The organism is uncultured Clostridium sp., from assembly GCF_947072515.1.
Taxonomy (GTDB): Bacteria; Bacillota; Clostridia; order Clostridiales; family Clostridiaceae; genus Clostridium.
Genome location: NZ_CAMTIG010000007.1, coordinates 34,785 through 59,592, shown reverse-complemented (window position 1 = coordinate 59,592; position 24,808 = coordinate 34,785). Strand labels below are relative to the sequence as shown.

Sequence of the window (24,808 nt, the reverse complement as noted above, 5' to 3'; positions counted from 1 at the left end):
ATATAAAGGTAAAATATATTTTAGGATTAATGTGAGGTGATAAAAATGAAGCCTTTAGCGGAATTAATGAGACCGACTAAATTAGAAGATTTTATAGGTCAAAAAGAAATACTAGGAGAAAATAAACCTTTATATAAATTAATTAAAAATAAAACTATTCCTAACTGTATATTATATGGGCCTCCAGGCACTGGGAAAACAACACTTGCTAACATAATGGCAAATTATGTGGATAAAAAGTTTTATAAGTTAAATGCTACTACAGCATCTATAAAAGATATACAGGAAATAACGGAAAGTTTAAACACTCTTATGGGATATAATGGAGTAGTTATTTATTTAGATGAAATACAACATTTTAATAAAAAGCAACAACAGGCTTTATTAGAATTTATAGAAAATGGGAAAATAACACTTATAGCAAGTACTACAGAAAATCCTTATTTTTCAATTCATAAAGCTATAATAAGTAGATGTAATATTTTTAGATTTAAGCCACTGTTAGTTGATGATATTGTGAGCGGTTTAGAAAAATCTTTAAAAAAATTAATTGATGAAAATATAGAGGTAGAGTATACGAGAGAAGCATTAAACTATATTGGAGAAATTTCTCAAGGAGATTATAGAAAAGCTTATAATATTTTAGAGTTATTAATAAATTCACAAGGCTCAAGAAAAAAAACTGTTACAATAGAAGAAGTGGAAAATTTAGGGCAGTCTAATTTACGAGGAGACACTAGTGGAGATGAATATTATAACCTTCTAAGTGCATTACATAAAAGTATTAGAGGAAGCGATCCTGATGCTAGTGTGCATTATCTTGCAAGACTTATAGAAACCGGTAATTTAATTGGATTAACAAGAAGAATTGCGATGGTAGCTGCAGAAGATATAGGGCTTGCACATCCACAGGCATTAACTGTTGTTAATTCGGGATTAGAATTGGCATTAAAAGTTGGATTTCCAGAGGCAAATATAATTTTGAGTGAACTTGTTTTATATTTAGCAACCTTACCTAAATCCAATAGTGCATATAGAGCTATAAGTAAAGCTATGAGGGATTTAGAAAAAATGAATGTAGGGGATGTACCTAATCATTTGAAAGATTGTCATTATAGCGGAGCTGCAAATTTAGGAGTAGGAGGATATAAATATCCTCATGATTATGAAAATAATTATATAACACAAGAATATTTACCTAAAGAACTACAGGATAGACGATATTACGAAAAAGGTAATAATAAATATGAAAATGCAATAGATAGCTATTGGACAAAAATAAAATGAAATTAAAAGTTTATTAACATAACATTATTGACAATAACCGAGTGATTTGCTAAGATATAAACAGAAATCGTAGTAACTTACTCTACTTTAAGGGGTGACGAGATGAAACTATCAACAAAGGGAAGATATGGAGTTAAAGCTATGGTAGACTTAGCTATAAACTACGGTGAAGCTCCAGTTTCCATTAAAACAATTTCAAAAAGACAAGAAATATCTGAATATTATTTAGAACAATTATTTAGTCCACTTAGAAAAGCAAAACTTATTAGAAGTATAAGGGGAGCACAAGGTGGATACGTATTAAATAAAGAACCTAAAGATATAAAGGTTTCAGATATTATGTATGTATTAGAAGGTCCAATTGAAATAGCAGATTGTATAGACGGCGTTGCATGCAATAATGTAGATTGTTGTGCTACAAGAATGCTATGGAAAAAAATAAAAGAAAGTATCGATGAAGTTATGGAAGGAATTACACTTCAAGATATCGTTAATGATTATAAAGAAATTCAAGAAAAAAATGCTAATAAATTAAAATTAGAGGTGAAGTAAAATGAAAACAGTATATATGGACTATGCTGCAACAACATATGTTAAACCAGAGGTATTAGAAGAAATGATGCCATATTTTACAGGAAAATTTGGAAACCCATCATCATTTTATGGGCCATCAAGAGAAACTAAAATGGCAGTAGATAGTGGAAGAGAAAGAGTAGCGAAGGCTTTAAATTGTGACGTAAGTGAAGTTTACTTTACAGGTGGTGGTTCAGAAGCAGATAACTGGGCAATTAAAGGAATAGCTTCAGCATATAAAAATAAAGGAAATCACATTATAACTACTAGAATTGAACATCATGCAGTATTACACACTTGTGAGTACCTAGAGAAAAATGGATATGAAGTTACATATTTAGATGTAAATGAAGAAGGATTTATAAGTTTAGAAGATTTAAGAAATGCAATTACTGATAAAACAATCTTAGTAAGTATAATGTTTGCCAATAATGAAATTGGAACAATTGAACCTATTAAAGAGATTGGAGCGATTTGTAAGGAAAGAGGAGTATTATTCCATACAGATGCAGTTCAAGCTATTGGAAATGTAAAAATAGACGTTAAAGATATGAATATTGATCTTTTATCTTTAGCAGGTCATAAAATATATGCACCAAAAGGAATTGGAGCTTTATACATCAAAAAAGGTGTTAGAATTCACAATTTAATTCATGGTGGAGGACAAGAAAGAAATAGAAGAGCGGGAACAGAAAATATTGCTGGAATAGTTGGGATTGGAAAAGCTATTGAATTAGCAACTTCAAACTTAGATGAGCATATAGAAACAATGTCAAAGCTTAGAGATAAATTAATAGATGGAATTTTAGAAATACCATACTCAAGATTAAATGGGCCAAGAGGAGATAAGAGACTTCCAGCAAACGTAAATATTTCGTTTGAATTTATTGAAGGTGAATCGATACTACTTTCATTAGATTTTGAAGGAGTTTGTGCTTCAAGTGGTAGTGCTTGTACATCAGGATCATTAGATCCATCACATGTGCTTTTAGCAATAGGACTTCCACATGAAAAAGCTCATGGATCATTAAGATTAACATTAGGAGACGGAACAACAGAAGAAGATGTTGATTATGTAATTCAGACATTACCACCAATCATTGAAAGATTAAGAAGTATGTCACCATTATGGAGAGATTTTATAAACAACGAAAATAAATAATTTAAAAAAAAAGTAAGTCAAAAGGAGATAAAAGTTATGATATATACAGATAAAGTTATGGATCACTTTAGAAATCCAAGAAATGTAGGATGTATTGAAAATGCAGATGGTGTTGGAGAAGTTGGAAACGCTAAATGTGGAGACATTATGAGAGTTTACTTAAAAATAGAAGATAATATTGTTAAAGATGCTAAATTCGAAACATTTGGATGTGGATCAGCAATTGCATCATCATCAATGGCTACTGAAATGATTATAGGAAAATCACTTGAAGAAGCTTGGGATTTAAGCAATAAAGCAGTTGCGGAAGCTTTAGATGGTCTTCCACCAGTAAAAATGCACTGTTCAGTTTTAGCTGAAGAAGCAATACACAAAGCAATTAATGATTATAGAGAAAAAGCAGGACTTGGAGCTTGGGATTTCGAAGAAACAGATCATGATGCATTACACGACCACGTTCATGGGGATGAATAGTATGTCAAAACCTAAAGTAGTTGTAGGTATGAGCGGCGGAGTAGATAGCTCCGTCGCTGCTTACCTTTTAAAGGAACAGGGATATGATGTAATAGGTATAACTATGCAAGTATGGCAAGAAGACACTGAATTTGAAGAAAGAGAAGGTGGTTGTTGTTCACTTTCAGCTGTTGAAGATGCTAGACGTGTTGCGCAAAGATTAGATATACCTTTTTATGTTTTTAATTTTAGAAAATCATTTAAAGAGAAAGTTATAGATTATTTTGTTCAAGAATATATAGATGGAAAAACTCCTAACCCATGTATAGCCTGTAATAAATATTTGAAATTTGATGAATTATTACAAAAAGCTAGAGGGATTGGAGCAGAATATGTTGCAACAGGACATTATGCAAAGATTGAAGAAAGAGATGGAAGACATCTTTTAATAAGATCCGATGATGATAGAAAAGATCAAACATATGCTTTATATAATTTTACTCAGGATCAATTAGCGCATACTTTAATGCCTTGTGGAGAGTACACAAAGGATAAAATAAGAGAGATAGCTAAAGAGATAGGTCTTGCAGTTCATAACAAAAAAGATAGTGAAGAAATTTGTTTTATTCATGATAACAATCATGGAAGATATATAAAAGAAGCTAGACCAGAAGAGGTTATTCCAGGAGATTTCGTTGATGAAAAAGGAAATGTTTTAGGAAAACATAAAGGAATAGTTTATTATACAATTGGGCAAAGGAAAGGTCTTGGTTTAGCACTTGGAAAACCTGTTTTTGTTACGGGAATTGATGCTAAGAGAAATAGAGTTATTTTAGGATCAGAAGATAAAATCTTTAGAACAACACTTGTGGCTAAAGATATGAACTTTATTCCATTTGATACCTTAGAAGAACCTATGGAAGTTCAAGCAAAGGTAAGATATGCAGCAAAACCTGCAAAAGCAACTATATATCCATTAGCAGAAGGTAAAGTGAAAGTTATTTTTGAAGATGAGCAAAGAGCTATAACTAAAGGGCAATCAGTAGTATTCTACGATGAAGAAATAGTAATTGGTGGCGGAGTTATAGAAGGAATCGGTACGAAATAAATAAAAAATTAGAAACTGGAATAATTCCGGTTTCTTTTTTTATAGAAAATATAAAATTTTTGGGGGATAGTGATATGAGAATTACCTGGAAATAAAGTATTCGAGTTAAAGTAGAAATTTAAATATGAAATTTTTACTCTACTTTGTAATTTGTAAAAATAGGTTTTAGTATATTAATTTGGAAACTGGATAAAATAACTCTATTAATGGAAATGGAGTATGTAGTATGATAAGAACTAAATTTTTTTATATGAAAAAAGTTTATACAAAAGAAGGGAAATATTTAGGAGTAGTAGAAGATTTAGCGATTGATTTTTTCAATGGAAATCTTATTGGCTTTAAAATATCAGTTACAAGTTTCATATCAAAAAAGAATTTCATAAATATAGATAAAATAATATCAATTGATGAAAATATAATAGTTGAAGAAAATGAAAAGAGGGATTCGCTCTATTTTAAAGAAGTAAAAGGATTAGAAATTTGGAATTTACAAGGACATATGTTAGGGGTTTTTGAAGACTTAATAATAAATAGAGAAAAAAATAGTATATGTGGAATCATTTTATCGACAGGGATTATTGATAAAATAATAAATGGGAAAAAAGTTTTATTAATAGAAGATTGTGTCTTAGGAGAAGATTCAATTATATATATAGGAAATGAAAATATAGAACTAAAAATAGTAAGAAAGGATATTAGGGTATAATAATGTTTGAAAAACTATGGAATAAAAAATTTATAATAAGCTTTTTAATGATAATTGGAATAATTATAATTGTTTTTTTATATTTAAAAGTACAAATAATAGAAGAAATTATAAATTTAATCGTAATATCTGGGATAATAGCATATGTATTGAAGCCATTAAGAAATATACTAGTAAATAAATTTAATTTATCTAAAAAAATTGCAAGTATTAGTATAATTTTAAGTTTAACTTTAATAATTGCTATATTTATAGTTGTTAGTATTCCTAATATTATTGAGGAAGTTGGAGATATAAATGAAATTTTTGAAAAGTTTAATCTCTATTTTAAAGAGTTTGAAGAAGGATTGAAACTTAGTAACAATGCTGTTATAAATACAATATACATACAAGGAAGTGAAAAGGTGTGGAGCTTCTTATCAAGTATTTCATATAAAAGCTTTGATTTTATTTTAGAGCTTTCAAAAAATATTTTATCATACATAATAATTCCAGTTATAGCGTACTATTTTTTAAGTGATGGTGAAAAAATAAGTAATAGCTTTTATCTTATAATACCAATGAAAAGTAGAGGGGTTATAAAAAATATTTTAAAGGACATAGATGTGCTTTTACAAAGATATATAATAAGTCAATTAGCATTATGCTTAATAACAACAGTATTATCATTTATAACTTTTTGTATATTAGGAATAAAATTTCCATTAATGCTGGCATTGATAAATGGAATATTTAATATTGTTCCCTATTTTGGAGCTATACTTGGAGGGATACCAGCGGTGTTTTTAGCACTTATACAATCACCAACATTAGCAATTTGGACTATTATAGGGATTTTGATAGTTCAACAAATAGAAGGGAATTTAATTGCACCTAAAATTACTGCGGATAGTACAGATTTACATCCAATGTTAATAATAATCCTCTTGATTTTAGGAGAGAAGTTAGGTGGAATAATTGGAATGATTTTTATAATACCGATAGCAGTTAGTTTAAAGGTTTTATATGATGATATTAATTATTATATTTTTTAAAATAAAAAGGAAGAATATTGACATAAAGGAATATATAAAATATAATTTTCTTAGTTTAATAAAAGAGACTATGATTAGGAAAAGTAGATTTAATGAGAATTTTTAGAGAGAAAGTGGTTGGTGTAAACTTTTATTTAATTAAATTGAAGCTACCTATGAGTTAATTACTTTAAAGTGATGTGGATATTTTTCACATAATTAGGGTGGTACCGCGGAAGTTAATGTTTTCGTCCCTTGTGTTTTAGGCATAAGTGACGGGAACTTTTTTTAATATACATAGATTATAGAAGAAATTTTTATAATTCTAAAAAATGGAGGTAAAAAAATGAAATTTACAGGAACTAATGATTTAAGAGAAACATATTTAAAATTTTTTGAAAGTAAAGATCACTTAAGACTTAAAAGTTTTTCTTTAGTACCAAAAAATGATAAAAGTTTATTATTAATAAATGCAGGGATGGCACCATTGAAGCCTTACTTTACAGGACTTCAAGAACCACCAAAAAAAAGAATAACAACATGCCAAAAGTGTATCAGAACTGGTGATATTGAAAATGTAGGAAAGACATCAAGACATGGTACTTTCTTTGAAATGTTAGGAAACTTTTCTTTTGGAGATTATTTTAAAGAAGAAGTTATTCCATGGGCATGGGAACTTATAACTAAAGTATTAGAGATTCCAAAAGATAGACTTTATGTAACTATATATTTAGAAGACGATGAGGCTTTTGAAATTTGGAAAAAGTCAACAGATATAGATACAAGTAGAATATTTAGATTAGGTAAAGAAGATAACTTTTGGGAACATGGAGCAGGACCTTGTGGACCATGTACAGAAATCCATTATGATAAAAAACCAGAAATGGGAGTTGTAAAAACTGCAGAAGAATTTGTACGTGAAAGTGATAATGATAGAATTATAGAATTCTGGAATTTAGTATTTACTCAATTTGATGGAGATGGAAAAGGTAATTATGAAAGATTAGCAAATCCTAACATCGATACAGGAATGGGACTTGAAAGAATTGCAACAATAATGCAAGGTGTAGATAATATATTTGAAATAGATACTGTTAAAAACATATTAGAAACTGTATCAAGACTTTCAGGTGTAAAATATGGAGAAGATGTTGAGAAAGATATTTCTCTTAGAATAATAACTGACCATGTAAAAAGCGTTACTATGATGATTTGTGATGGAGTTCAACCAAGCAATGAAGGTAGAGGATATGTTTTAAGAAGACTTTTAAGAAGAGCTGCAAGACATGGTAGAGTGCTAGGAATTAAAAAGATATTCTTAAATGAAGTAGTTCAATCAGTAGTTGATAACTATGGAGTAGAATATGATGAATTAATTTCTAAAAATGATTATATTAAAAAAATAATTACCCTTGAAGAAGAAAGATTCAATGAAACAATTGATTCAGGAATGGGAATATTAAGCGGATATATAGATGAATTAACTTCAAATAAAGAAACAGTATTAAGTGGAGAAAAAGCATTTAAGCTTTATGATACTTACGGATTCCCATATGAATTAACAGAAGAAATTTTAGAAGAAAAAGAAATGAGTATAGATAGAGAAGCCTTTGATAAAGAAATGAATTCTCAAAGAGAAAGAGCAAGAAATGCAAGAGGCGAATTCACATATATGGGTGGAGAAGATTCACCGGTAAATAGTGTTCCGGGTGAAATGGAAACAGAATTTGTTGGATATACAAATACTGAAATAGAAGCTGAAATTATTTTCTTAGGAACTGATGAGGAAGTAAGAGAAAGCTTAAATAAAGGTGAAAAAGGATTTATAGTTGCTGATAGAACACCATTTTATGCAGAAATGGGTGGTCAAGTAGGGGATAAAGGAACTATAGAAGGTGAAGGCTTTAAAGTTTCAGTATATGATACTAAGAAAAATGTTGGTGGAAAAACTATTCATTATGTAAAAGTAGAAGAAGGAACTGTAAAAGTAAACTCTAAAGCAATTTTAAAAATAGATGTAAGAAGAAGAATGGAAATAGGTAAAAATCATACAGCTACACATATGTTACACAAAGCATTAAAAGAAGTGCTAGGAGAACATGTAAATCAAGCTGGATCGTATGTTGATTCAGAAAGATTAAGATTTGACTTCACTCATTTCCAAGGATTAACTTTTGAAGAAATTCAAAAAGTTGAAACTTTAGTAAATGAAAAAATAATGAATGTATTCTCTGTTGATACGAATGAAATGACTATGGACGAAGCTAAAGAAAAAGGTGCTATGGCTCTATTTGATGATAAATATGGCGATAAAGTTAGAGTTGTTGAAGTAGGTGATTTCTCAGTGGAACTATGTGGGGGAACTCATATATGTAATTCAGGAGAAATTGGATTATTTAAAATAGTTTCTGAATCAGGTGTTGCAGCTGGAATGAGAAGAATTGAAGCAGTTACAGGATTCCAAGCAATAAAATACATGGAGAATAAAGAGAAAACTTTAAAAGAAGCTTGCACAACATTAAAATGTAGTGAGAAAGATATAGTTTCAAGAATCCAAGGGCAAGCATCAGAGATAAAGGATAAAGATAAAGAAATTATAGAATTAAAATCAAAATTAACAGCAGGTGCAGAAGATGATATATTAGCATCAGTAAAGGATGTAAATGGAGTTAAAACTATTGTTTATGCTCTAGAAGAAGTTGATGGAAATGCATTAAGAGACTTAGGTGATAAGATAAGAAATAAAATGGGATCAGGTGTAGTTGTTTTATTAAGTAATACAGATGATAAGGTTAATCTTGTAGCTATGTCAACTAAAGATGTATTAGGAAATGGTATTCATTGTGGAAAAATAATTAAGGAAGTGGCAACTGTTGTAGGCGGTGGCGGTGGCGGAAGACCGGACATGGCTCAAGCAGGAGGAAAAAATCCAGGAAAAATAAATGAAGCAGTGGAAAAAGCATTTGATGTAATTCAAAGTTTAGTAAAGTAGTGTACTTTTAAAAAAATATAAGGTATAATTAATATTGTAGAATAAGTATAAACGAAAAAACAATTGTAAATACTAGAAATAGTATTAATCATATCCTTTATGATAGGTGAGGGGGTGAAGCTGTTTTAAGCAGCAGTAGGTATGAACAATAATTTAGAACACACAATGCAATTCGATTTATTAAAGAATAAAGAGGCATTAACAAAAGCAATCTTAAGTGAAGTATATAACTCACTTCATGAAAAAGGGTATAATCCTATAAATCAGCTTGTTGGTTATCTTATTTCAGGAGACCCTACTTACATTACTAATTACAATGGAGCAAGAGCTTTAGTAAGAAAACTTGAGAGAGATGAGATTCTTGAAGAAGTTATAAAATCTTATTTAGAGATAAAATAAAAAAGTGCCCTATTGTGGGCACTTTTATTTTTTAATCTATGGAATTAAAGTAAGCTCATTTTAAAAATATTTAATATTAAAAGTTTAAGAAACATGCTTAAATAGGAGGAGAAAATGAGAATACTAGGTTTAGATGTTGGGCAGAAGACTGTTGGGGTAGCAATTTCAGATCCTTTAGGTTTTACAGCACAAGGAATAACAACTATAAGAAGAGTTAAAAAATCACAAGATATTTTAGAAGTTAAAAAATTTTGTGATGAATATAAAGTAGAAAAAATAGTAATTGGATTACCAAAAAATATGGATGGTTCAATTGGTTTTGCAGGAGAAAAAATACAAGAGTTTGCAAAACTTATAGAAGAAGCTACAGACTTAGAAATAATTTATTGGGATGAACGTTTAACTACAGTAGCAGCACATAGAGCTATGCTTGAAGCGGATCTTTCAAGAAGTAAAAGGAAAAAAATTGTCGATAAAGTAGCAGCAACATATATATTACAAGGTTATTTAGATAGAATATCTAAATAGATTAGTAGAATTTACTTTTAAAAAATATTATTGACAATATTATATAAAAAAAACTAAAATGTAAAAAGGAGCAAAAATATGCAAAATGATGTACAATTTATCGAAGTAGTTGATGAAAATGGAAATGAGGAAAAATTAGAAATCGTAACATTTTTAGAAATAGAAGATTTAAAAACTGAGTATGTTATAGCTATTAAAGATGGCGAAGAAGAAGCTGTAGTTTTTAAAGTACTTAAAGATGAAGAAGGAAATGAAGAACTAGTAACTATTGAAAATGAAGCAGAATTTGCAATGGTTGAAGAAGCATATGGATTACTTATGCAAGATGAAGAATAATTTTTATATTAAAAGAGGTGTTGTCCATGAAAAATAATGTCTCAGTTGATATGCAAGAGTTAAAAGAGAATTTAAAAGAAAAAGGATATAAGTTAACGCCTCAAAGAAGAGCAATTGTTGATACTATCATAAAAAATGAAGGCAAACATATGACTGCTGAGGAAATTTATGATGAGGTGAAGAAAGATTGCCCTGAAATAGGACTTGCAACTGTATATAGAACGGTCATCCTATTAGAGGATATTAGACTTTTGTCTAGACTGGACTTAAGTGATGGATGTAGTAGATATGAAATAGTTCATGAAGATGAAGAACACAGACACCATCATTTAATTTGTAACGAATGCAATAAAGTATTCGAAGTTGAAGAAGATTTATTAGATCAACTTGAAGAAAGAGTTGAGAATAAATATAAATTTAAAATCAAAGACCATAGCTTAAAGTTTTATGGAATTTGTAGTGAATGTCAAAGAAAAGATAATTAAAGGAAAATCTTACGGTAAGATGAAATCCTTTGTTTATAAAAATTAAAAAGGAGGGGAAGTATGAAAGCGGAAAGAGCTAAGGTTAAAATTATTCCTTTAGGTGGAATTGATGAAATCGGAAAAAATATGACAGTTATAGAATACAAAGAAGATATTGTAATAGTTGACTGTGGATTAAAGTTTCCAGATGTTGATATGTATGGTGTTGATATAGTAATACCTGATATATCATACTTAATTAAGAAACAAGATAAAATAAGAGGAATATTTTTAACACACGGACACGAAGATCATATAGGTGCATTACCTTATTTCTTAAAACAGTTAAATGTGCCTATCTATGGAACAAAACTTACACTCGGGATAGTTGAAACGAAGCTTAGAGAGCACGGATTATTAACAACTACCGAACTTATAAGAGTTAAACCTAAAGATAAGGTAAAACTTCAAAATGTTACTGTTGAATTTATAAAAACAACACATTCAATAGCAGACTCAGTAGCAATTGCTATACACACTCCACTTGGAGTTGTTCTCCATACAGGAGATTTTAAAATTGATCATACACCAATTGATGGAGGTAGAACTGACTTTGCAAGACTTGCCGAACTAGGAAGAAAAGGTGTTCTTGTAATGATGGCAGACTCAACTAATGTTGGGAAACCAGGATATACTAGATCAGAAAGTATAGTTGGGGAAACACTTCAAAGATTATTTGCAAAAGCAAAGGGAAGAATAATAGTTGCAACATTTGCATCGAATATTCACCGTGTACAGCAAATAATAACAGCAGCTGAAATGTATGGTAAAAAAGTAGCGGTTTCAGGAAGAAGTATGGAAAATATTGTTCAAGTTGCAATTGAACTTGGATATCTTCATATGAATAAAGAAACGCTAATTACAGTTGATCAAACAGCAAAGTATAATAATGATCAAATAGTTCTTATAACAACTGGAAGTCAAGGAGAGCCAATGTCAGCCCTTTCTAGAATGGCTGCATCAGAGCATAGAAAAATTAATATTGTTGAAGGTGATACAGTAATTATCTCAGCAACACCTATTCCAGGAAATGAGAAGCATGTAGCTAGAGTTGTAAATCTTTTATCTAAAAAAGGTGCAGAAGTAATTTATGGAGCGGATCAAGATGTTCACGTTTCAGGTCACGCATGCCAAGAAGAGTTAAAACTTATGCAAACAATTGTAAGACCAAAATTCTTTGTCCCAGTACATGGAGAATATAGACACTTGAAGAAACATGCTGAATTAGCTGTTAAAATGGGTCTAGGAGAAAGAAACTTTTTACTACCAGAAACTGGAGACGTAATAGAAGTTACTAGAAACTTAATAAAGAAAAATGGAACTGTTACTTCAGGGCAAATCCTTGTAGATGGACTTGGAGTAGGAGATGTAGGTCATATAGTATTAAGAGACAGAAAACATTTATCTCAAGATGGAATATTAACTGTAGTAGTTACATTAGATAGAGAAAGTGCTTCTGTTATAGCAGGACCAGATATTATTTCAAGAGGATTCGTATACGTACGTGAATCTGAAGGATTAATGGATGAAGCAAGAGAAGTTGTTAAAAATGTGTTAAGCGAATGTGAAGCAGGAAAAATAACTGATTGGGCTACAATTAAAGGAAGAATACGAGATGACCTTAGAAATTATTTATATGAGAAAACTAAGAGAAAACCTATGATATTACCTATAATTATGGAAATTTAGAAAATATAAAGATATTTTAGAAATCTATTTATGTTGACTTTTCAGTAGGTTAATATTAGAATATAAATTAGTGTTAGAAATTGGGTACTTCTGTATCCAATTTTCTTTTTGAAAAAAAAAGTTATAGGTTTACATATATTTTAAAAATTGAGTAAAACTAAAAATTTGGAGGATACAAAGATGGAACTAATTAAAAGAGAAGATATAAGAAATATCGCTATTATTGCACACGTTGACCACGGTAAAACTACATTAGTTGATGCATTACTTAGACAAAGTCATACGTTTAGAGAAAATGAAAAGGTTGAAGAGAGAGTAATGGACTCAAACGACTTAGAAAAAGAAAGAGGAATAACAATTCTTTCTAAAAATACATCAATCAAATACAATGATGTAAAAATAAATATTGTTGATACTCCAGGACATGCTGACTTCGGAGGAGAAGTTGAACGTGTACTTAAAATGGTAGATTCAGTATTACTAGTAGTAGATTCTTATGAAGGACCAATGCCACAAACTAAATTCGTTTTAAAGAAAGCATTAGAATTAGGACTTAAGCCAATAGTTGTTATAAACAAAATTGACAAGCCAGATGCTAGACCAGAAGCTGTTATAGATGAGGTATTTGAATTATTCCTAGAATTAGGAGCAACTGATGAACAATTAGATTTTGCAATCATTTATGCATCAGCTAGAAATGGATTTGCAAGATACAACGTTGAAGATACAAATGAAGATATGACACCTTTATTTGAAACTATCTTAGAAAAAGTTGATTGTCCAGAAGGATATATGGATGAGCCACTTCAAATGCTTGTTACTACATTAGATTCAAATGAATATGTAGGAAGAATTTCTCTTGGAAGAATCCACAGAGGAAAAGTTAAGAAGAATCAACAAGTTACACTTTTAAGAAAAGATGGAACAAGTTCAAATTATAGAGTAAGTGCTTTATTCGTATATGATGGATTAAAGAGAGTTGAAACAGAAGAAGCTGGAATGGGAGACATCGTTGCTTTAGCAGGTGTTTTAGATTCAAATATTGGAGAAACTATTGCAGATACTCAAAATCCAGAAGCTCTTCCATTTGTTGAAATTGATGAACCAACATTAAGCATGAACTTTATGGTTAATGATTCACCATATGCAGGTCAAGAAGGAGATTTCATAACTTCAAGACATTTAAGAGACAGATTAATGAAAGAACTTGAAACTAACGTAAGCTTAAGAGTAAAAGAAATAACTCCTGATTGCTTTGAAGTATCAGGAAGAGGAGAATTACACTTATCAGTTCTTATAGAAACTATGAGAAGAGAAGGTTTTGAATTACAAGTATCAAAAGCTAACGTTATATTCAAAGAAGAAAACGGAAAGAAAATGGAACCAATGGAATACTTAACTATTGACGTACCAGAAGAATTCATGGGACCTGTAATGGAAAAAATGGGACCAAGAAAAGGTGAAATGGTTAATATGACATCAGCTGTTAACGGATATACTAGATTAGAATTCGTAGTACCAGCTAGAGGACTTATAGGATTCAGAAATGAATTTATGACTGATACTAAAGGAAATGGTATAATGAACCACGTATTCCACGGATATGCACCATATAAAGGAGAAATCCCAGGAAGAAGTAGAGGATCAATAGTATCATTTGAACAAGGTGATTCAATAACTTATGGATTATTTAATGCACAAGAAAGAGGATCATTATTTATAGGAGCTGGAGTACCAGTATACCAAGGAATGATCGTTGGAGTTTGTGGAAGAGCTGATGATTTAGATATAAACGTATGTAAAGGTAAGAAACTTACTAATACAAGATCTTCAGGAGCAGATGATGCTTTAAAATTAGTTCCACCAATGGAAATGACATTAGAGCAAGCTTTAGAATTTATCAATGGTGATGAATTAGTTGAAGTAACTCCAAAAAGCATAAGAATGAGAAAAGTTGAATTAGATCCTAACCAAAGAAAGAGAAATAACAGAAATAAGTAATTCAAAATATCTTTATATGCTTAAAATAAAGTATTATAATATAGTAAATAGCCTGAAATAGGCTATTTACTTTTATATACAGGGGGTTTTTATGGAATACTTGAAAACACATCTTAAAAAGATAATAATTGGGATTGTTATAGTTATAGTTCTAATAATAGCAAGTGTAGGTGGATATACTTATTCTATTATTAAAAAACCATTTAATTCTAATGGGGATGTTAACATAACAATTAAAGGTGGAGAAGGTTTTTATGGAGTTCTAGATGATTTAAAGGCACAAGGAATTTTAAAAAATGAAATTGTAACTAAATTATCAGTAAAAATATTAGGATTAACACCAAAAATAACGCCAGGTGAATATACGATAAAAAATGATGTTTCGTTATCACAATTTATGAATATCTTGAATACGCAGAATACTATAAAAGTAGTAATACCAGAAGGATATAATGTTGAACAAATTGCAGATACATTACAAGAACTTGGATTATTCTCAAAAGAACAATTTATAAGCGCTTTACAAAAATATCCATTACCTAGTTATGTTAAAAATGTTCAAGGTAGAAGATATGCACTAGAAGGATATTTATTCCCAAATACTTATGAATTTGCAAGAGGAGAACAACCAGACCAAGTTATAAAAACTATGCTTGATACATTCCAAAGCGAATTTGCATTAGCAGAACAAAAGACAGGAGTAAAGGTTCCAGAGAATGAAATTGATACTATAGTTACTAAAGCATCAGTTATTCAAGGGGAAGCCAAAACTTTCAATGATATGAGAAATGTATCTTCTGTTATAGATAATAGAATTAAAGAAAACATGCCACTTCAAATGGATGCAACAGTAATATATGCATTAGGTAAGCATGTAGATAAGGTTTATTATAAAGATTTAGAGGTAAATTCACCATATAATACATATAAGTATAAGGGATTACCAGTAGGACCAATATGTAGTCCAGGTATTGAAGCTTTAGAAGCTGCTATGGACCCTGCACAAACAAATTATATATATTATATATTAAATGGACCTAATGAACATTTCTTTACTAACTCTTATCAAGCTTTTTTAAAGCAAAAGGAAATATATAATAAAGAAAATAACTAATAAAGTTTACTAAAGTTGGAGGTATATATGAGTGGAATAACTTATGATTATATGGAAAAATATTTAAGAGGATTAATTGGTGAAAGCTCAGGAATGACAAAAGAACTAGAAGATTTTGCTCATGAAAATGGAGTACCAATTGTTCAAAAAGAAACAGCTAAGTTTTTAGAGTTTATGGTAGGACTTACAAAACCATTAAAAATATTAGAACTTGGAACTGCAATAGGATATTCCTCTATATTAATGTATGAAGCTTCAAAGACTGAACCAGAGATAAAGACTATTGAAAGAAGCGAAGAAATGATTTCTTTAGCTAAACAAAACATAGAAAAATTTGATTTGAAAGAGAAAATTCAAATTTTAGAAGGTGATTGTTTAGAAATATTAGAAAACTTAGATGAAGAGTTTGATTTAATCTTTATGGATGCAGGAAAAGGGCACTATAATCATTTTTTACCTCATTGCTTAAGACTTTTAAAAAGAGATGGAATAATTATTGCGGATAATGTATTATTTAGAGGAATGGTTCCATCTCAAGAATTAGTTAAGAGAAGAAAAATCACTATTGTTAAAAGAATGAGAACATATCTTGAAATGGTAAATGAAGATGAAACTTTAGTTACATCTGTAATACCTATGGGAGATGGGATAGCAATAACAAGAAGGAGGTAATCTTATGAGAAAACCAGAAGTTTTAGCACCGGCAGGAAATCTAGAGAAGCTTAAAATAGCTGTTGATTTTGGCGCAGATGCTGTATATATAGGTGGAAGTAAATTAAATTTAAGAGCTTTTGCTGGGAATTTTACGAATGAAGAAATATATGAGGGTGTTAAGTATTGTCATGATAGAGGAAGAAAGATTTACTTAGTTATGAATGTATTCCCTCGTAACTTCGATTTTAATGGAATTGAAGATTATATAAAAGAAATAGAAAAATCAGGTATTGATGCAATTATAGTTGGTGATCCAGGAATAATTGCAATAGCTAGAGAAGTTGCACCGAATTTAGAAGTGCATGTAAGTACTCAAGCGAATGTTGTAAACTGGAGAACAGCTAAATTCTGGTATGATCAAGGTTGTACAAGAATAGTTTTAGCGAGAGAAATGACTTTAAATGAAATTAAAGGATTTAAAGAGCACTTACCAGCTAAATGTGAAATAGAAACATTTATACATGGATCTATGTGTATGGCATACTCAGGAAGATGTTTAATTTCAAACTATCTTATAGGAAGAGATGCTAATAAGGGAACTTGTGCAAATATTTGTAGATATAAATATTATTTAGTTGAGGAAACAAGACCAAATGAATATTATCCTGTAGTTGAAGATGATCAAGGAACTTACATAATGAATGCAAAAGATCTTTGTATGATAAAACATATGCCAGAACTTATACAAAGTGGAATAGATTCATTTAAAATAGAAGGTAGAATGAAAAGTGAATTCTATGTAGCATCAGTAGTTAAAGCATATAGAGAAGCAATTGATAGTTATTTTGAAAATCCAGAAGGATATAGATTTAAACAAGAATGGATGGATATTCTTTTAAAAGTAAGTCATAGACCATATCATTCAGGTTTTTATTTTGGAAAAATGGGTGAACAAAATTATGATGAATCTTCTTATATAAGAGATTACGATATAGTTGGTATAGTTAAAGAATATAATGAAGAAACTAAAGTAGCTACTATAATGCAGAAGAATAGAGTATTTGAAGGGGATATAGTAGATGTTTTAAGAGCTTATACACCAAACTTTACAGTTCAATTACAAGAGATGTTTGATGCGGATAAGAAGGTTAAAACAGATGTAGCTAATAGAGCACATATGGTATTTACAGCAAAGGTAGATACACCTCTTAGAAAAAATGATATGTTAATTAAAGCGAAAAATACAATAGAAATTGGAACTAAATAAGGAGGATAACTAATGAACAGACCAATATTAATAGGGATTACTGGGGGAACAGGATCAGGAAAGAGCACAATAGCAGATGCTATCTTCAATAGTTTTGATGAAGAATGTATAGCTATGATTCAACAAGATGCATATTATAAAAGTCAAAATCATTTAACTATGGAGGAGAGAACAAAAACAAATTATGATCATCCAAGAGCATTTGATAATGAACTTTTAATATCTCATTTAAAATCATTAATTGATGGAGAAGGAATAAAAAAGCCAATTTATGATTTTACAATTCATAATAGAGTTGAGGAAACAGTTTTAGTTAATCCTAAAGAAATTATTATAGTCGAAGGAATACTTATATTAGAAGATGAAAGAATAAGAGATCTTTTAGATATAAAAGTTTATGTTGATACAGATGCTGATATAAGAATTTTAAGAAGATTAATAAGAGATATTAATGAAAGAGGTAGAACTGTTGATTCAGTGGTAGAACAATATTTAGAAGTTGTTAGACCAATGCACATGCAATTTACTGAACCAACAAAAAGATATGCAGATATTATTGTTCCAGAAGGGGGACACAATAAAGTTGCTATAGATATATTGGTTTCAAAAGTTAAAGATACTTTAAATAGATAAAAGAATAAAACACTTTCTTCTTGGTTATAATTACCAAGAAGGAGGTGTTTTTTTTGATAAAAAAAAGAGCTAAGGGATTAAGAATAATATTTGTATTTGTATTTTTTGTGCTGGTTATAAGATTATATTTTCTACAAATAAGACCAAGTGAGAAAGTAACAGCAAATTATACAAATCATCAAACAGAAATAATTAGTGATATGAATTATATGCTATTTGATAAAAATTTAAAAGATTTAAATAATTATAATAAAGATTATGTTGTAGTGATAGATTCAAAGCCTTTCAAATTAAATAATTATGGTGAAGCACTTCAGGGACTATTAGCTTTTAATTTTATTATGAAGGAAGAAGTAAGTGACTTTAGTTTTGACCAAATAATGAAAGTACCTTATGGGAAAAATTATTATAATGTCTCTAGAGAAACCTTTGATAAAGTAAATAATATAAAAAATGTAAAAGGTGTATATACTTATATTTATGATAGAAAAGATAATAAGGAAGCATGGTCAATTGATGGCATGTTTTCTAATTTAGATAAAATTGAGGCTAAAGAAAATTCTTTCGATTACTTATTAAAAAAAGAAATCGAAAATAATAAATTACCTAAAGTAAATTTTTATAGAGATGAAAATACTGTATATTCTTCAAATAGCTTAGTTAATGTTGAAGAAAATAAAAATATACAATTAACAATAGATAAGGAAATGCAAAATAAAGTTAAAAGTACTATATTAGATAAAAAATATGAAGAATTTAATAATATAGGGGTTCTTATTATGGAAAGCAAAACAGGGAAAATAAGAACAATTACTCAAAAGGATGATAGTTCGCCAAATATAAATTTAGGTATGGAAGGTATTGGATTTGAGCCAGGTTCAGTCTTTAAACTTATAACATATGCAGCTGCATTAGAGGAGGGAATTATAACTCCAGATACAACTTATAAATGCAGAACACAAAAATGTAAAGGCATTAATCATGGTAAAATTTCAGTTAGAACTGCATTGAATGAATCGTGTAATGATGTTTTCGCAGATATAGGCGAACAACTAGGAATGGAAAAATTATTAAAATATGCAAAAGAATTAGGGATGTATGAGCGTATATTAGGAATAGAGAGTGAAAATAAAACAGAAGCAAAAGGTGGATATAGAAAAGAAGATGCTGGAGTTGATAATATAGCCATTGGTCAAAGTATGACATCTACACCTATACAAATGGTTGGTGCAATAAATACATTTCTAAATAATGGGGTGTATATAAAACCTAATATTATTGAAGGAATTTTAGATTCAGATGAAAATAAGGTAAAAGAATTTAAAGAAAAAGGATCAATAATTTTTAGTAGCTTGACTAGTGGAATGGTTAAAGATGGAATGAAAGATGTGGTTCTATATGGAACAGGAAAAAAAGCAGCAGTAGAAGGAAAGGATATTTATGGGAAAACAGGTTCGGGAACGTTTTTAGAAAATACTCATTGCTGGATAGTTGGAGGATTCAATATAGATGGAGTAGACTATACTATGAGTATATTAGTTCCTGATGTAGAAGAAGATGGGAAAAATAAAATAAGTGGAGGAACTATTGCAGCACCTATATTCGGAGATGTAGTAAAAGGATTAATAGGTGAAGTTTCTAATTAAAAATACTGTTAATTAAAAGCCATGTTTTTATTAAAAATATGGCTTTTATAGTTATATAATAGAAAGTTTAAAGGAAGTACGACATAAAATAATAGTGAGCATTGTTAGGAGGCACAAAATGTTTGTAGTATCAAATTTTGTTGATTTACTATGTAGTACTTTTTTTCTTACAGGATATATATCAAATAATAATACTTTTCCAACGCCATTAAATGAGAAAGACGAAGAAAAATATTTGAGAATGCTAAAGGCAGGAGATAAAAAAGCAAAAAGTATTTTAATAGAAAAAAATTTAAGACTAGTAGCACATATAGTAAAAAAATATTCTTTTCCAAATAAAGATGTAGATGAACTTATATCTATTGGTACAGTAGGATTAATTAAAGCAATAGATTCTTTTGATGTTGATAAAGGAACTAGGCTTGCAACATACGCATCAAGATGCATAGAAAATGAAATATTAATGTTATTTAGAAATAATAAAAAGCAGAAAGGAGAGGTTTTTCTTCAGGACCCTATAGGAGTTGATAAAGAAGGAAATGAGATTTGCTTAATAGATGTTTTAAGTAGCGAGAAGGATTCAGTTTTAGAAAAAGTAGAAAGTAATTTAGAAATTAGAGCTTTATATAGAAAAATGGAGGATTCTTTAACAAAAAGGGAGAGGGATATAATTATCATGAGATACGGTCTTAGAGACGGAAAATGTAAAACACAAAGAGAAATAGCAAGTCTTTTAAATATTTCAAGATCATATGTATCGAGAATAGAAAAAAAAGCATTGAAAAAATTGAATAAAGTTTTATACACAAAGGATATTTAATTTTAATATTATAAGTTATAGAGGAAGTATTCTTTATAAATAGAGAGTTCTATATTATATATAGGGCTCTTTATATCAAGAAAATTTCAAAAAAATGTTATATTTCATAAATAATTGGGAATATGTTATAATAAAAAAGAATTTATATAGTTTTATCATAAGATTTGAAACTATATAAGATATATTTCATAATATATCTTATGTAAGAGAGTAAAAAATAAATGCTTACATAAAATAGATATGTGAGGAGAACTAATATGTATTCATTAAATGAACTTTTATCAGAAACTGTAATTAAAGGTGGCTCAGATTTACATTTAACTGTCGGGGTTCCGCCTATGATAAGAATAAGTGGATATTTAGAAAGATTTGGAGAAGAAATTTTAAGACCAGAGGATGTCAAAAAATTTACACAGGAAATAATAAAAGAAAAATTTGAGGAATATGAAAGATGTGGAGAGATTGATTTAGCATATTCTGTTGCTAATATAGGGAGATTTAGAGTAAATGCATTTAAACAAAGAGGATCTGATGCATTAGCACTAAGAGTAGTAAATACAAAAATACCTACATTGGAGATGTTGAATTTTCCAGATGTATTGAAAGAACTATGCAAAAAAAGAAGAGGATTAGTTTTAATTACAGGCCCTACAGGAAGTGGGAAAAGTACAACACTTGCAGCTATGATTGATGAAATTAATAAAATGAGAAATGAACATATTTTAACACTAGAGGATCCTATAGAATTTCTTCATACACATAAGAAATGTATAGTAAATCAAAGAGAAATAGGAAGAGATAGTATAAGCTATAGTGAAGCGTTGAAAGCATCATTACGAGAAGATCCAGATGTTATACTTATTGGAGAAATGAGAGATTTAGAAACAATAAGCATAGCAATTACAGCGGCTGAAACAGGACATTTAGTATTATCTACATTACACACAATAGGTTCAGCTAAAACGGTAGATAGGATAATAGATGTATTTCCAGAACATCAACAACAACAAATAAAAATACAGCTTGCAGCAGTACTTCAAGGAATAATATCTCAACAATTAATTCCAAGCATAGATGGAAAAAGAAAAGCAGCGTTAGAAATTATGACAATAACACCAGCTATTCAAAATCAAATTAGAGAAGGAAAAACTCATCAAATTGAGACTGCTATTCAAACCGGTGCTGCAAAAGGAATGAAAACAATGGATATGGCATTAGCATTTTTAGTGAAAAATGAAGAGGTTGAATGTAATATTGCTAGAGAATATGCAATAGATAAACAAATATTTGATAGATTGTTGATGTATTAAAGTAAAACAGGGAAAATAATTAATAAACAATTAATTATTTTATCTATAATAAAAGATAAAATAGGTTGTATAATAAAAAGAGGATTTTTTTAAATTATGTTGAATATACATAGATAAGAACATTAAGAAGGGAAGGCTTTAGATGCAAGAATTTTTAATTACAGCAGTAGATATAGGAACACAAAAGATTTCAGCATCAATAGGAATTGGTGAAAAAGGAAAAGATGTTGAAATACTAGGAAGTTCTTGTGTTAATGTACGTGGTGTAGAAGGTGGAAATATAGTAAATATAGATAAATGTAAGATTTACTTTGAAGAAGCCTTAAGTAAATTAGAAGAGCAAACAGGAAAAAGAATAAATGAAATCTATATGGGTTTACCAAGCACTCATGCAGTACATTATAATGTACCAGCTCAAATGGTGGTAGATGGAGTAATAAAAGCGAAAGATATAAAAAAGATAATAGATGAAGTAAAAGAAAAAATAGAAGCAAGTCAAGGATATGAAATAATAGATATAGTTATAGACTATTATAAATTAGATGGAAAAAATAGTTTGAATACGGTAGTAGGTAAACAAGGTGTAATTTTAGAACTGAATTTATCAGTCATACAAGTAAAGAGTGAAATTTTAGATACATATAGAAAATTATGCAAAGGAACTAAATATCAAATTAAAGGATTTTTATTAAATCAAATAGCTTTAAGAAAAATATTTTTAAATGAAGAGATATTAAAAGAAAAAGTTGCATTAATTGAATTTGGAGATTCACTTACAGAGCTTTCAGTTTACAAAAATAAAGAATTGAAATTATTAGAAAGTCTAGCACTTGGAGGAAAGAATATAACAAGTGATTTATCTATATGTTTGGCTCTATCATCATTTGAATCAGAAGATGTAAAAAAAGAATTTAGTGATAAGTATAAGACCGCTATGAATGATAGGGGAAGCAAAAATGTAATAATTAGAGGAAAACAAGTAGACAAAGAGTTATTTTATAAAGTATGTGAAGCTAGAATTGAAGAAATTCTTAATTATGTAAAAAATGAATTAAAAAAGGCTAGTCATTATGATGATATTTGTAGTATAATTTTATGTGGTGATGCTATAACTAATTTTGAAGGCATAAATAAGGTTGTACATCAAAGCTTTAATGGGAAAAAAATAATGATGGTAACAAAAAGTGACTTTGGAATGCAAAATATTTCAAATATTACTTCTTTAGCTATTGTTAAAGAGGTGCATGATAAGTTAGAATTAATATATGAAGAAATTTTAAACTTTACTAGAGAGTTTAAACTGCAAGAGACAGAAGAAAATAATAAAAAAAATGAAGTAGAAGAAGATTTACAAAAACGTGAAAGTGAAAATAAAAGTATCATAAGAAAATTTAAAAATTTTCTAGGGGATATGTTCTAAGGGAGGAATTATTTTGTTAGATTTTGAAGTAGATATGCAAGAATTGACTAATATAAAAGTTATTGGATGTGGAGGCGGAGGTAGTAACGCTGTAAACAGAATGATAGTTGAAGGTCTTAAAAATGTTGAATTTATAGCGATTAATACAGATAAGCAAGCACTAATGTTATCACACGCAAACCAAAAAATTCAAATTGGAGATAAACTTACTAAGGGGCTTGGAGCTGGAGCAAATCCAGAAATTGGACAAAAAGCTGCTGAGGAAAGTATAGAAGAAATAAAAGCAACTATTAAAGGTGCTAATATGGTATTTATAACTGCAGGAATGGGTGGCGGAACTGGAACTGGGGCAGCTCCAGTAGTTGCTGAACTTGCAAAAAATTTAGAAATACTTACTGTAGGTGTAGTTACTAAACCATTCCCATTTGAAGGTAAAAGAAGAATGAGACATGCTGAAATGGGGATTGCTAAGTTAAAAGAAAAAGTTGATACTCTAGTAATAATTCCAAATGAAAGATTATTATTAATGGCAGATAAAAAGACTACATTACTAGACTCATTTAAACTTGCTGATGATGTATTAAGACAAGGGGTTCAAGCAATTTCTGACCTTATTACAATTACAGGGGTTATTAATGCAGACTTTGCAGACATAAAAGCAGTTATGTTAAATAAAGGTTTAGCTCACATGGGTGTAGGACATGGTAGCGGAGATAATAGAGCATCAGATGCTGTAAGAGAAGCTATAGGCTCTCCATTACTTGAAACTTCTATAGAAGGAGCAAGTGGAGTAATATTAAACTTTACTGGTGGAGCAGATCTTGGAGCTTTAGAAGTTTATGAAGCTGCTGATGTTATAAGAGAATCGGTTGATCAAGATGCAAATATCATTTTTGGAGCTGTGATTGATGAAAGCTTAAATGATGAAATAAGAATAACGGTAATTGCAACAGGATTTGAAGAGCAATTAGAAACAGTAGAGCCAAAAGTGGAGATTAAAAAGCCAATAGAGAAACCAATAATAAAAGAATCTCCAGTTCAAGAAGAAGTTGCTGTAGCTGAAGAAAGTAACACAATAAATAGTAGTATTTCAGATGAATCTTATGGAAATGATGTAGATTTATCTATACCAACTTTCTTAAGAAAATCAAAAAGATAATAAATAAAATTAAT

Annotated in this window: 23 protein-coding genes and 1 other annotated feature; all 23 genes read left to right on the top strand. The window is 29.4% G+C overall.

What is annotated here, in order from left to right; all coding sequences use genetic code 11:
- Positions 1-45: 45 nt before the first annotated feature.
- The 23 genes from Q0W06_RS04310 (at position 46) to ftsZ (ending at position 24,794) form a co-directional block, all read left to right on the top strand.
- Entirely contained in the window at positions 46-1,287 is a 1,242-nt protein-coding gene (locus tag Q0W06_RS04310; protein WP_297631873.1) for a replication-associated recombination protein A, read from the top strand.
- 102 nt (positions 1,288-1,389) lie between these two features.
- Positions 1,390-1,839: an Rrf2 family transcriptional regulator gene (locus tag Q0W06_RS04305; protein WP_297631871.1), complete on the top strand. Its 450-nt coding sequence runs from the start codon at positions 1,390-1,392 to the stop codon at positions 1,837-1,839.
- 1 nt (position 1,840) lies between these two features.
- Positions 1,841-3,022 carry a cysteine desulfurase NifS gene (gene nifS, locus Q0W06_RS04300; RefSeq protein ID WP_297631868.1) on the top strand — a complete coding sequence of 394 codons (1,182 nt, stop codon included), beginning with the start codon at positions 1,841-1,843 and terminating at the stop codon, positions 3,020-3,022.
- 36 nt (positions 3,023-3,058) lie between these two features.
- Positions 3,059-3,496, top strand: a complete 438-nt coding sequence (gene nifU, locus Q0W06_RS04295) for a Fe-S cluster assembly scaffold protein NifU (RefSeq protein ID WP_297631865.1) — start codon at positions 3,059-3,061, stop codon at positions 3,494-3,496.
- A gap of 1 nt (position 3,497) precedes the next feature.
- Positions 3,498-4,583, top strand: a complete 1,086-nt coding sequence (gene mnmA / locus Q0W06_RS04290; RefSeq protein WP_297631863.1) for a tRNA 2-thiouridine(34) synthase MnmA — start codon at positions 3,498-3,500, stop codon at positions 4,581-4,583.
- Positions 4,584-4,809: 226 nt separating this feature from the next.
- On the top strand, positions 4,810-5,289 hold the full coding sequence (locus Q0W06_RS04285) for a PRC-barrel domain-containing protein (protein ID WP_297631861.1): 480 nt from the start codon (positions 4,810-4,812) through the stop codon (positions 5,287-5,289).
- 2 nt (positions 5,290-5,291) lie between these two features.
- Positions 5,292-6,323, top strand: coding sequence for an AI-2E family transporter (locus Q0W06_RS04280; RefSeq protein WP_297631858.1), 1,032 nt, complete (start codon positions 5,292-5,294; stop codon positions 6,321-6,323).
- A gap of 61 nt (positions 6,324-6,384) precedes the next feature.
- Positions 6,385-6,561, top strand: a binding site (T-box leader).
- An 87-nt stretch (positions 6,562-6,648) separates the two neighbouring features.
- A complete protein-coding gene (gene alaS, locus Q0W06_RS04275; protein ID WP_297631856.1) occupies positions 6,649-9,294 on the top strand; it encodes an alanine--tRNA ligase in 2,646 nt (881 codons plus the stop codon).
- 141 nt (positions 9,295-9,435) lie between these two features.
- Positions 9,436-9,693: an IreB family regulatory phosphoprotein gene (locus tag Q0W06_RS04270; RefSeq protein ID WP_297631853.1), complete on the top strand. Its 258-nt coding sequence runs from the start codon at positions 9,436-9,438 to the stop codon at positions 9,691-9,693.
- Positions 9,694-9,807: 114 nt separating this feature from the next.
- Positions 9,808-10,221: a Holliday junction resolvase RuvX gene (gene ruvX / locus Q0W06_RS04265; RefSeq protein ID WP_297631850.1), complete on the top strand. Its 414-nt coding sequence runs from the start codon at positions 9,808-9,810 to the stop codon at positions 10,219-10,221.
- A 78-nt stretch (positions 10,222-10,299) separates the two neighbouring features.
- Positions 10,300-10,557, top strand: coding sequence for a DUF1292 domain-containing protein (locus Q0W06_RS04260; RefSeq protein WP_297631847.1), 258 nt, complete (start codon positions 10,300-10,302; stop codon positions 10,555-10,557).
- Positions 10,558-10,583: 26 nt separating this feature from the next.
- Positions 10,584-11,042: a Fur family transcriptional regulator gene (locus tag Q0W06_RS04255; RefSeq protein WP_297631844.1), complete on the top strand. Its 459-nt coding sequence runs from the start codon at positions 10,584-10,586 to the stop codon at positions 11,040-11,042.
- 60 nt (positions 11,043-11,102) lie between these two features.
- Positions 11,103-12,770: a ribonuclease J gene (locus Q0W06_RS04250; protein ID WP_297631841.1), complete on the top strand. Its 1,668-nt coding sequence runs from the start codon at positions 11,103-11,105 to the stop codon at positions 12,768-12,770.
- A gap of 180 nt (positions 12,771-12,950) precedes the next feature.
- On the top strand, positions 12,951-14,771 hold the full coding sequence (typA, locus tag Q0W06_RS04245) for a translational GTPase TypA (RefSeq protein WP_297631840.1): 1,821 nt from the start codon (positions 12,951-12,953) through the stop codon (positions 14,769-14,771).
- A 91-nt stretch (positions 14,772-14,862) separates the two neighbouring features.
- Positions 14,863-15,885: an endolytic transglycosylase MltG gene (mltG, locus tag Q0W06_RS04240; RefSeq protein WP_297631837.1), complete on the top strand. Its 1,023-nt coding sequence runs from the start codon at positions 14,863-14,865 to the stop codon at positions 15,883-15,885.
- Between the two features lie 27 nt (positions 15,886-15,912).
- Positions 15,913-16,557: an O-methyltransferase gene (locus tag Q0W06_RS04235; RefSeq protein WP_297631834.1), complete on the top strand. Its 645-nt coding sequence runs from the start codon at positions 15,913-15,915 to the stop codon at positions 16,555-16,557.
- A 4-nt stretch (positions 16,558-16,561) separates the two neighbouring features.
- On the top strand, positions 16,562-17,806 hold the full coding sequence (locus tag Q0W06_RS04230) for a U32 family peptidase (RefSeq protein WP_297631831.1): 1,245 nt from the start codon (positions 16,562-16,564) through the stop codon (positions 17,804-17,806).
- Between the two features lie 12 nt (positions 17,807-17,818).
- Positions 17,819-18,439, top strand: coding sequence for a uridine kinase (udk, locus tag Q0W06_RS04225; protein WP_297631828.1), 621 nt, complete (start codon positions 17,819-17,821; stop codon positions 18,437-18,439).
- A gap of 53 nt (positions 18,440-18,492) precedes the next feature.
- The gene (locus Q0W06_RS04220) at positions 18,493-20,085 is read left to right on the top strand and encodes a penicillin-binding transpeptidase domain-containing protein (RefSeq protein ID WP_297631824.1); all 1,593 of its coding nucleotides are present in this window, start codon (positions 18,493-18,495) and stop codon (positions 20,083-20,085) included.
- Between the two features lie 118 nt (positions 20,086-20,203).
- The gene (sigK, locus tag Q0W06_RS04215; protein ID WP_297631821.1) at positions 20,204-20,905 is read left to right on the top strand and encodes an RNA polymerase sporulation sigma factor SigK; all 702 of its coding nucleotides are present in this window, start codon (positions 20,204-20,206) and stop codon (positions 20,903-20,905) included.
- Positions 20,906-21,162: 257 nt separating this feature from the next.
- Positions 21,163-22,215, top strand: coding sequence for a type IV pilus twitching motility protein PilT (locus Q0W06_RS04210; protein ID WP_297631818.1), 1,053 nt, complete (start codon positions 21,163-21,165; stop codon positions 22,213-22,215).
- 142 nt (positions 22,216-22,357) lie between these two features.
- Positions 22,358-23,635: a cell division FtsA domain-containing protein gene (locus Q0W06_RS04205; RefSeq protein WP_297631816.1), complete on the top strand. Its 1,278-nt coding sequence runs from the start codon at positions 22,358-22,360 to the stop codon at positions 23,633-23,635.
- Between the two features lie 13 nt (positions 23,636-23,648).
- Entirely contained in the window at positions 23,649-24,794 is a 1,146-nt protein-coding gene (gene ftsZ / locus Q0W06_RS04200; RefSeq protein ID WP_297631813.1) for a cell division protein FtsZ, read from the top strand.
- The last annotated feature ends 14 nt before the right edge of the window (positions 24,795-24,808 follow it).